The organism is Stieleria sp. (assembly GCF_041595215.1).
GTDB lineage: Bacteria > Planctomycetota > Planctomycetia > Pirellulales > Pirellulaceae > Stieleria > Stieleria magnilauensis.
Window position 1 is genome coordinate 1 of the sequence record NZ_JBFHKV010000181.1, and the last position, 10,292, is coordinate 10,292.

A 10,292-nucleotide genomic window follows, 5' to 3' on the forward strand; every position below is an offset into this window, starting at 1 on the left:
GAAAAATGAAAAATGAAAAATGAAAAATGAAAAATGAAAAATGAAAAATGAAAAATGAAAAATGAAAAATGAAAAATGCAAATTTGCAATTGGAAGTGTTCAATTTGCCGTTTTCAATCTCTTGCTCCGCGTCCTGCACAGGGGACACGGATGCCAGGCATTTCAGGAATGAAACCTGCGCAAAGCGGCGTAGGGCATGCTGTGCATGCCAAATGGCGTAGGGCATGCTGTGCATGCCAGCGTCGTCAGGCACAGCCTAACGGCACGCCGAATCTGGCCCCATCCGGTCACGCTGGGACTCAGTTTTTGTCCGCCGGAGGAGCTTTTTTCACGCGCATCTGCTGCTGCGCCGCGTTCTTGCTTTGCTCGTATCGCATCGCCTTTCGCGAGTAATTCCATTCTGCCGGACTCTCGATGATTACCGATTGATCCTCATTCAGCTTGGCATTGCGTTTGAGCTCCATCGACAGTTCGTCCCCGAGTTGGGCGCCGTAGAGTTGATCCAGTTTTTGCAACTGCACACTATTGCCCAGCAGTAGCTCCTTGGCCTCCTTGATACGCCCGGCGTCACGCAGTGCCGTGGCTTGGACGTTCTTTTCGTTGGCCAATTGGATCGCGCAGTACGCAGCGGTTTCGTGATCGCATTCTCTGGCCACCGCTTCTTTGTCGTCGGTGAACCGCACTTCGATGCTGCTGGTCAACGTGTCGGTCGTCTGGCTGAGCATGTTCTGGTATTGGACGGTGACTGAGGCGAGCGGCCGTTTGCTGCCCGCTTGCCCGGCGTCGACTTCGACTTCGATCACAAAGTAGCGTTGTTGGCGGGCGTACAGTTGGGCCAGCGGAATGTAGATGTCTTGTCCACTGATGTCCGCTTTGTTGTTGAGCACACGGACGGGACGAATGCCTTCGCCGATTTTCGCGTGGATTTTGAAATCGCTGGCGACCACGCTCATCAAGTCGTTGAACTCTTTTTGAAAGACCGCGACCAGATCATCGGCTTGTTCGACAAACATGTGGTTGCCGCTGCCGGCCGACGCCAATCGACTCATCAGGTCTTCGTTGTAACCGAGTCCGAGTCCGAGCGTGCTGACGCTGATCCCTTCCTTGACCAGCGAGGCCCCCAAACGCTCCAACTCACGCGGGCTTTTCGGCCCCACGTTGGCTTGGCCGTCGGAGAGTAGGATCACACGATTGACCGAATCGCTGTCGAGAAACTTTCGGACTTCCGCGGCCCCTTTGCTGACGCCGGCAAACAGGGCGGTGCTTCCGCCGGCGTTGACCGAGCGGATTTTTTGGATGATCGATTCGCGATCGGTGGCTTTGGTGGCCGGCACCAGTACAGTCGCGGAATCGGAGTACAGCACGATCGAGACGATGTCGTCATCTCGCAATCGACGGACCGCCGCGATCGCCGCCTCGCGGGCTTGAACGATCTTTTGTCCGCCCATCGATCCACTTTGGTCGATCACAATCGCCGTGTTGACCGGCGGGCGTTTTTTGTTTTGCGGAACGTCAAATCCGGTCAGGGAAATGCGGATGTGATTGATCTGCTTTTCCCCAGCCAGCATCGTCGGATTGGACACCCCGACGTCCAAGGACAACTGTTCGGCCCGCAACGTGTTCGATCCGCTGCCGAGCATTGCCGCCAGAGCCAGCCCGATCGCCAACAGGACGGGCGCGTTTTTCCAATGAGTCGCAGACATCGTTTCGATTCCCTTTTTCAGGTGGTCATTCGCCAGCTGCGTCTCCGGGGGCGATCACAGAAATCGCCGACACACCGATCCGCGCCATTGGCTCAGAACCAATGGCACGCCGCAGCTATCCTAGTAAACGATCATTCCGCGATTCAATGGTCTGGATCGTCTCAAAACAATGTAAAAGAATTGTCAGATCACTTTCGCTTGCGACCGAACAAGCCCCCGATCTTTTTCGGCTTGGCCGCGTCCTGCGGTTCCGCGGCCTGTTTTGCCGGCGGTTTCGCGCGACCTTTGCCGGCCGGCGCGTCGGTGACGATCAATGGCACGTCAGCCTTGCGGGGTGATTTTGACTCGCCGCCCAAAGCCGCCAGCATGGCAAAATCGTTGGCGTCGGCTTTGACCTGTGGCGCCGCGTCCTTGGGGTCCAGTGCCAACTTCGGTTTTTCGGAGACGGTGGGCGCGGCCGCCCCGGCCGCGACGGCTAATTTCTGGGCATCGGCGACGGACAGTTTCGGTCCGCCGGCGGGGTCGTTGGTCTCGATCTTGATCGCCCCGTCGTTGCTTGACACCGCTTTGGCCGCAGCGCGTTTGGCCTGGGCAGCTTTTTCAGGCGCGACCGGACTTGCGGCGTAGGCGGGGTTGGATTCACGCACGGCGTCCTGGCCGGCCGGTTCGACCGGCGCCGGGGAAAGTGGCGGCTGAGACACGCCCAAAATGGCGGCGGCTTTGGAAGCGACCACTGGTGTTTTCGATGGGGCGGGTTCCGGTTCGACGTGCTGCAAGGCGGCAAACCCTTGAACCTGATCTGTCCTGACTTGATCCGCCGCGGCAGCCTCGGACGGGTCAATGGAACTCTCATCGGGCAACGCATCGGCGTCTTCGCTGGTCAAGTCGTCTGCCGAGAACAAGGCGGACGCGTCGTCACCGTGTTCGGCCAGGCTGGCCAACATGGCGTCGCTGAGGCCGTCGTCCAAACGACGCCTCCAGGCGGCGATTTCGTCGTCCGACAATCCGGCAGCCCGATTGAGGGTCATCGTGATTTTGCGATCGATCTCGGGCAGCGACGCATGAACGGTCAGCCGGCCGTCGGCGCGGTAATCGAATCGCACTTCGACGTTGGTCCCCTTGGGTGTTCCCTTGGGCAAGTCGGCGACGACGCACTTGCCGATCGGCGTCGCATTGATGCCGCGTTTATCGCCGCCTTCGACGATTTGAATTTTGACATTCGGTTGGTTGTTGACGTGAGTTCGAAACCGCACCATCTTCCGCGCCGGCAACTTGCTGTTGCGCGGGATCATGATCTTGCGTCGCGGTTTGTTCGATTTGGGGTCGAGGGCCAAGACGCCCAGATCATGCGAGTTGACGTTGCTGACGGAGATGCCGGTCTTGTCATTAGCCCCGGCGGACAACATGCCCGCGTACAACGCCGCGCCGTGGCTGACCGCTTCGTCGGGTGAAAGCGATCGATCGAGTTCCATGCCGCTGAGTTGCTGCAGCTCGTCGCGGATCATCGGCATTCGCGTCGAGCCGCCGACCAAAATCAGACGCGTCAGATCCGGCCAATCGATGCCGGCGTCGTCGAGCACCAAATGAACGGTCATGATCGTCCGCTCGACCAAGTCGACGCAACGCTCGGAAAACTGTTTTTGCGTGATCTCGGTTCGCAATCGCCGCCCGTCATTGGCAAACGCAACGGTGACCGCTTCGCGTTGGGTCAGCGCGTGCTTGGTCTGGTTGGCCTTGCGCAGCAATTCCTGTTCAGCCTGGGGATCGTCTCGAGGATCGATTCCGTGTTCGGCAAGGAACGCTTCGGCGATCAGGTCGACGAGCCGGCTGTCCCAATCGATGCCGCCAAGGTAAACGTCGCCGGCAGTTGCGATGGTATTGAAATTTCCTTTTTCGATCTCCATCACCGTGACGTCGAAGGTGCCCCCACCGAGGTCGTACACCAACACCGTCTCGCGCCGCTCGTTGGCAACTCCGGCGCCCAAAAAACCCTGCTGAACACCGTAGGTGATCGCCGCAGCGGTCGGTTCATTGATGATGTCCAGCACCTTCAATCCGGCCAGCCGCCCGGCATCCTGGGTCGCCTTGCGGCAGGGTTCATTGAAGAACGCCGGGACGGTGATGACCGCTTCGCTGATTCGACCGAGTTTCAATTCTGCATCGGTTTTTAATTTCCGCAGCACCAAGGCTTGGATGACTTCGGCCGGCAAATGCTTGCCCCGGATCGCTTTTTCATAAAATTGCTCGCCGACATTCCGCTTGGCGAACTGGGCCAAACGATCAGGCTCCAACAGCCCGGCCTCGACCGCTTCGATCCCCACGATCGGGCGTTTCTGGTCAAAGAACACGGCGCTGGGTGTGGTCAGGTCGCCCTCGGAATTGCGGATCGTTTCGGGCCGGCCGTCACCGTCCAGGAATGCGACCGCCGAAAAGGTAGTGCCCAGGTCGATTCCGACCGGTGGTTGCGTCTTGCTGTCTGTCATAAAGAAAAACGGGTCGGTCCAACGGAGCGAAGTAGAGAGAAAAGATTGTCGTAAGAACGCCGATGGTATCCGATTGTACCCGCCCGATTGTACCCGTCCGGTCGAGGCAACGTGATGCCAACTGCGATCTCACTGCGCGACGGGCGTGTAAATACTGTCGCTGCGGACAGCAGGTGCGGTTGATTCGGTTAGACTGTTGCATCCTGTACACTTATGCCCCTCGCGTGGACGCCCATTTCCGCTTTGTGAAGTTTTGCCCTCCCATGCAATGGCCGCAGCTACCCGATTATGGATGTTTCTTGAGATGGCCGGAGAATGGCCAAGGGTTCATCCATCCCGACGACACGCCGATCGCGACTCAATTGATCCCCAGCCCGCGGGTGCTCAAACGGGTTTCGTTCGACGGCGTTTATTACCACTATGTCTATGGACGGCTCCGGTTTCGATTGCGACCGGCGATGTGGTTGTCGATCCGCATCGAAGAGTTTGAAATCGGCGATCAAGTCGAAACGAAAGGCGTGGGGCTGGAACGTGAACGATTCGTCGCGACGGTCTGGGGCATGTACTACGTTCAACGCAAAGGCTGTATCTTGTATCGGCTGCGACGTGGCGAACAACTGGTTCCCAAACTGTTCGCAGGCGACCAATTGCGGTTGCTGACGAACAAGACGACCGTCCGTCCGCCCACCACCCGGTATCGCGCCCCCAACTGGAACGGGGAAGGCGAAACCGTCCCCGACACCAAACTCGACGAGTAGATCAGCCATGCAACTCGGTTACGTCACCGCGATTCTTCCCGAAGCGAACTTGCAGCAGGTGTTTCAGACCGCCGCCGAGATCGGTTACGACTGTGTGGAAGTGATGTGCTGGCCGCAGGGCAAGGCGACGCGTCGTTATGCAGGCATCACCCACATCGATGTCCACTCGCTCGACGACGCAACGGTCGAATCCATCGCGACCCTGCAACAAGACAGCGGCGTCGCGATCAGCGGGCTGGGCTATTATCCCAACGCGCTGTCCCCCGATCACAACGAAGCCGAATTGGCCGTCGAGCACATTCGGGCGGTGATCGTGGCGGCCCGCCGGCTGGGCATCGGCACGATGAACACGTTCATCGGTCGCGATTGGACCAAGAATGTCGACGACAATTGGCCGCGTTTTCTGGAGACCTGGAAACCGATCATCGAACTGGCCGAACAGCACGACGTGCGGGTGGGGATCGAGAATTGCCCGATGTATTTCACCGACGACGAATGGCCGGCTGGCAAAAACCTGGCCCATTCGCCCGCCATCTGGCAGCGGATGTTTGACGACATTCCCAGCGACCACTTCGGGCTCAACTACGATCCCTCGCACCTGGTCTTTCAGCATGTCGATTACCTTGCACCGCTGGCAGAATTCGCCGATAAACTCTTTCACGTCCATGCCAAGGACGTCCGTGTCGATCGGGCCAGGCTGGACCGGGTCGGCGTTCTGGCAAACCCCAACGAGTGGCATTCGCCGAAATTGCCGGGGATGGGCGACGTCGACTGGGGACAGTTCTTTGCCGCGTTGACGGACACGGGCTACGACGGCCCCGTTTGCGTGGAAGTCGAAGACCGCGCCTACGAACGATCCGACGAGGACTGTTTGCGGGCGCTGAAACAGTCGTATAACTTTCTCCGCAATTACGTCGTTTGACGTTTCGCCGACCTCGCTTCGATCGCCGTGGGCGATCTCAACCATTCAATCACGCTTCACAACTCTTACGGATCTCAAACAAATGGAATCTTGGCCCATCGGTGTGTTCGCTTCGGTCGACGCCGGACTCGGCGTCAAATGGGACGTCATCAAAGAACTGGGACTTCCCACCATCCAACTGCACGCACCGCAGCCCGCCAAGCGTGACCGGGCGACGGCGGAAGAACTGAAGCAACAGCTCGATGAAATGAATGTGCGTTGCACGGCGGTGTTTGGCGGATTCGAGGGCGAAAGCTATGCCGACATCCCCACGGTCGTCAAAACGATCGGCCTGGTGCCCGCTGAAACTCGCCAAAGTCGCTTGGCCGAAATGCGTGACATCGCCGATTTTGCCAAATGGCTCGGCTGCGACGCCGTCGCGCTGCACCTGGGATTCATCCCCCACGACAGCTCCGATCCGCAATACGCCGAGATCGTCAAGGTCACCGCGGAGCTTTGCGAACACTGCGCCGGCAACGATCAATTCCTGCATCTGGAAACCGGGCAAGAGACCGCCGAAGGCTTGCTGGATTTCATCGCCGCGGTCGGTTGCGATAATCTGAAAATCAACTTTGATCCCGCCAACATGATCCTCTACGGCACCGGCGAACCGATCGAAGCGCTCCGAATGCTCGCCAAACACGTCCGCAGCATCCACTGCAAAGACGCCACGTGGAGCGACCAACCGGGTGAAACCTGGGGCTGCGAAGTGCCGCTGGGAAAAGGCGACGTCGACATGCGGAAGTATCTCGAAACGCTGCACGAGATCGGCTACGAAGGTCCGCTGACGATCGAGCGAGAAATCCCCGAAGATCCCGTCCGACAAAAGCAAGAAATCGGCGGCGCGATCGACCTGCTCACCCGGCTCCGCGACGACATCCTGGGTTAGCCCCGCATTGGGTTAGCCCCGCATTTGCGCTCGCAACGGCGCGATGATGGCTCGGGGGACGAACTTTGCCAATTGCTCGTCGTCCTCGCTGACGCTGGCGATCTGTTTCAACAGTGAACTGCTGACGTGCGAGAACCGCTCGTCGGCCATCAGAAACACGGTCTCGACGTCTTCGTCCAATTGCCGATTGGCCATCATCATCGTGAATTCGCCGGCGATGTCGGTCATCGGGCGAATCCCACGCACCATCAGTCGCGAGCCGAGCGAGCGGACGAAGTCGACCGCCAGCCCGTCAAAGATTTCAACCCGGACGTTTTCGATGTCATGGGTCACCGTCTGCACCAACTCGCTGCGTTGTTCCGGCGAGAACAGGGACCCCTTTTCGGCGTTGATGCCGATCCCGATGACCAAGCTTTCAAACAAGCGACTCGCTCGATGGATGATGTGAAGATGCCCCAACGTGATCGGGTCAAAGGATCCGGTGTAAACAGCGATCCGCCGCTCGTTGTTTTCATTCATGCGTGATTCGGGGGAAAAGGGTTCGATCGCTCGTCGGATCCAATCCAGTGGTGCCAAAGCGCTACGTCGGCGCAACCGCGTCAACGAGCCGCTCCAGGTCCGAACTGTCATTGTAAGCATGAACGCCGGCCCGGATGCCGCCCCCACGACAGCTGACGACACAGCCTTGCTCGATTGCCCGGTTGCGAACCGCCGCGGGATCTTGCCCAGGCACCCCAAACGTTACGATCCCTGAACGGTGCTGACGCTTGCCGGGAATTTGGGTCGGCAGACCGACGGCGCGCAACCGGTCATCCAATTCAGTTGCCAACCCCAGCACACGGTCGCCGATCGCGTTGGGCCCATGCGTCTGGCGAATCGTATTGAACATCGCCACGCTCGCTCCCAGCGCGGCCGCGGCCGACATGTTGGCCGACCCCGGCTCGAACCGCGCCGCGGTGCGGCGAAGATCCAATTTCGGTTCAGCGTAATTGAACGTGTTCCGCACACTGTTCCAACCGACGCTACAGCAACGCAGACGCTCCAAATGACGTTTCCGAATGACCGCCACGCCATAACCTTCCGGACCCAGCAGCCACTTGTGACCATCGGCGGCCAAAAAATCGACGTCGATCTTCTGCAGATCCAAATCAAACACCCCCAGCCCCTGGATCGCATCGAGAAAAACCAGGACGCCCTGGGCGTGGGCCCGCTGGATGATCGCATCCAAATCGGCGCGAAAACCGCTGGCATAGCCGACCCACGACAGGGAAATCATGCGGGTTGATTCATCGACGTGTTCAAACAAGTCCTCCGGCTCGACACGTCCGTCGCGGCGCGGCACGATCCGCACCTCGACGCCCCGCGAGGCCTGGTTTTGCCAGGGGTACAGATTGCTGGGAAACTCGCCGTCGGGGATCACGACCGAATCGCCGCTCTGCCAAGGAAATCCTTCGGCGACCAAATTGATCCCCGCCGACGTGTTGGGGACAAAGCAGACTTCGTCCGTCTCGGCGTGCAACAGCTCGGCGAAGGCGTGACGCAGCGTTTCCACCCGACCCGCCCAAGTGGGCCACACGGTATCGCCCTCGCGCTCGGCTTCGTCGGCATAGTTCCGCAGCGCCGCGGCAGCGGGCATCGAAAGCGGGCCGACGGCGGCGTGGTCCAAATAGGCCCATTTTTCCGTGATCGGCATTTTTTTTCGCCACCAGCCCCACGGGTCGGAGCGAATCTGGGGGTCAAAATCTGGCGGAGATGGCGTGCTTGGCATGATTTTGGATCGTCGAATCGCCCTTCTAAACGGAATTTACCGAAAAATTGTCCCAATCCGGGGCCAGAGTGGCTCTCGGTAAACTAGCGATATAGCGTAGGCTTGGGAAACATGTGCTCGGGCAACTATACTGCGGCCCTTTCCCGGCCGCGATACGAGCGTTACGTCTGGCCCTTCACTCATTTCACATTCGTCCCGAGGTTCAATTGATGCCCAAGGCACTCTGTCTTTTTAGCCTTGTCGCGTCGATCTTGGTCGTCAGCCTGTTCGTTTTAGACGCGGTTGCCTTACTGTCTGGCCAAACCAGCTTGGCGATTTTGGGTGGTGCGAGTCTGATGATGGACCTCACCTTTGCGATCTTGGGCGGCGTTCTGATCTACTTGAGCTGGTCGACTTATCGCGAGCAGCGATAGCGTTTCGATTCGATCTTGCGTCGGCCGCCGACCCGGTGGGATGCTTGCGCGATCGCTGAGGATCCTCCAGGGCATCATCCCGAGTGGTCGGAACGGCCCCCTGTCCCCTGACGCTTCGGGACCAGATCTATCGGGGCCAGATCTACCGGAGCCAGATGGTTCCTCAGTGTGGCAGGCAACACGTTTCCATCCAACTGAGTCCGATCCGCCGTGACGCAAATCGATCGTTACATTCTGGGGCTGTTCTTCCGGACGTTTCTGGTCTGTTTCGCCTCGCTGTCTGGAATCTTTGTCGTTTTCCATGCCTTCCAGAACATGAACGACCTGGTGGAATTGGCCGAGTCACGCGGCGTCGGGATTTCCCGCGTGATGTGGTACTACTACGGCCCCTACATGTTGCTGCTGTTCGACTGGACCGGCGCGATCATCGCCTTGATGTCGCTGTTGTTCGTCGTCGGATGGCTTCGTCGAACCGGCGAACTGACCGCGACGCTGGCCGCCGGCGTGTCACACGGACGCATTTTCCGTTCGATGGTTTTCGCCGCACTGGCCATTGTGTTGGTCCAGCTGGGCAGCCGCGAAATGCTGTTGCCGACGATGCGTGATGCGTTGTCGATGAAGAGCAAAGATCTTTCCGGCGACGCCCCCCAACCGATCTTGCCCAGCTACGACAAGATCAGCGGGATTTTGCTCGAAGGCCAATCGATCCGGCCTCGCAGCAAAGAAATCTATCAGCCCAATTTCCGACTCGATGTTGATTACCCGGGTTTCGGCGAAGCCATCGTCTCGGTCTCGGCGCGCTGGTTGCCGGCCGACGAGAACCACGATGAGGGCTACTTGATGCAAAACGTCTTCACCCCACCGGCGATCGACCACATCCCCTCGGCGGGACGTGACGGACGTCTGATACTGATGACGGCCCACGATCAACCCTGGATCGCTTCGGGTGAATGCTTCGTTGCCACGCCGGTCAATGCGGAAATCCTGCAAACCGACCAGTCGTCCACCCGGCTGTGCAGCAGCAAGCAACTGCTGGAACGGTTGCGCAATCCCGCGGTCCATAATTCGATGGCGACGCGCGTGCTGTTACACGAGCGGATCATGAGGGTGCCGTTGGACTTTTCGCTGTTCTTGCTCGGGCTGCCACTGGTGGTCAATCGTCGCGGCCGCAATCTGTTCATGATGATCGGCACGGCCATCGGAACGGTGATGCTGTTTTTCGCACTCAAGACCGCCGGCAGCGCGATGGGCGGCGGGGGTTACCTGCTCTCGCCCGCGGTCGCGGCATGGATGCCCTTTCTGGTGCTCGGGCCGATC

At 59.1% G+C, this 10,292-nt stretch carries 10 protein-coding genes; 5 read left to right on the forward strand and 5 right to left on the reverse strand.

Annotated elements, in window-relative coordinates; all coding sequences use genetic code 11:
* From ABX749_RS09445 to ABX749_RS09455, 3 genes are all read right to left on the reverse strand, one after another.
* On the reverse strand, window positions 1–253 hold a 253-nt coding region (locus ABX749_RS09445; protein WP_372895756.1), incomplete at its 3' end, for a hypothetical protein.
* A 46-nt stretch (window positions 254–299) separates the two neighbouring features.
* Complete coding sequence (locus tag ABX749_RS09450) at window positions 300–1,703, reverse strand: VWA domain-containing protein (RefSeq protein WP_372895757.1); 1,404 nt, start codon at window positions 1,701–1,703, stop codon at window positions 300–302.
* Window positions 1,704–1,891: 188 nt separating this feature from the next.
* A complete protein-coding gene (locus tag ABX749_RS09455; protein ID WP_372895758.1) occupies window positions 1,892–4,186 on the reverse strand; it encodes an Hsp70 family protein in 2,295 nt (764 codons plus the stop codon).
* A gap of 299 nt (window positions 4,187–4,485) precedes the next feature.
* Between ABX749_RS09455 and ABX749_RS09460 the strand changes: the two genes are divergently transcribed.
* The 3 genes from ABX749_RS09460 (at window position 4,486) to ABX749_RS09470 (ending at window position 6,794) form a co-directional block, all read left to right on the forward strand.
* Window positions 4,486–4,944 (forward strand): hypothetical protein, encoded by a 459-nt coding sequence (locus tag ABX749_RS09460; RefSeq protein ID WP_372895759.1) that lies wholly within the window; start codon window positions 4,486–4,488, stop codon window positions 4,942–4,944.
* Window positions 4,945–4,951: 7 nt separating this feature from the next.
* Window positions 4,952–5,866: a sugar phosphate isomerase/epimerase family protein gene (locus tag ABX749_RS09465; protein WP_372895760.1), complete on the forward strand. Its 915-nt coding sequence runs from the start codon at window positions 4,952–4,954 to the stop codon at window positions 5,864–5,866.
* A gap of 82 nt (window positions 5,867–5,948) precedes the next feature.
* A complete protein-coding gene (locus ABX749_RS09470; RefSeq protein ID WP_372895761.1) occupies window positions 5,949–6,794 on the forward strand; it encodes a sugar phosphate isomerase/epimerase family protein in 846 nt (281 codons plus the stop codon).
* A gap of 12 nt (window positions 6,795–6,806) precedes the next feature.
* On the opposite strand, the gene coaD is transcribed toward ABX749_RS09470, so the two are convergent.
* Both coaD and ABX749_RS09480 read right to left on the reverse strand, forming a co-directional pair.
* Window positions 6,807–7,313 carry a pantetheine-phosphate adenylyltransferase gene (gene coaD, locus ABX749_RS09475; RefSeq protein WP_145207585.1) on the reverse strand — a complete coding sequence of 169 codons (507 nt, stop codon included), beginning with the start codon at window positions 7,311–7,313 and terminating at the stop codon, window positions 6,807–6,809.
* 61 nt (window positions 7,314–7,374) lie between these two features.
* Window positions 7,375–8,487 (reverse strand): aminotransferase class V-fold PLP-dependent enzyme, encoded by a 1,113-nt coding sequence (locus ABX749_RS09480; RefSeq protein WP_372895762.1) that lies wholly within the window; start codon window positions 8,485–8,487, stop codon window positions 7,375–7,377.
* A 284-nt stretch (window positions 8,488–8,771) separates the two neighbouring features.
* On the opposite strand from ABX749_RS09480, the gene ABX749_RS09485 reads away from it, so the two are divergent.
* Window positions 8,772–8,975 (forward strand): hypothetical protein, encoded by a 204-nt coding sequence (locus tag ABX749_RS09485; protein ID WP_145207584.1) that lies wholly within the window; start codon window positions 8,772–8,774, stop codon window positions 8,973–8,975.
* A gap of 210 nt (window positions 8,976–9,185) precedes the next feature.
* The coding region (locus tag ABX749_RS09490) for an LptF/LptG family permease (RefSeq protein WP_372895763.1) at window positions 9,186–10,292 on the forward strand (1,107 nt) is incomplete at its 3' end.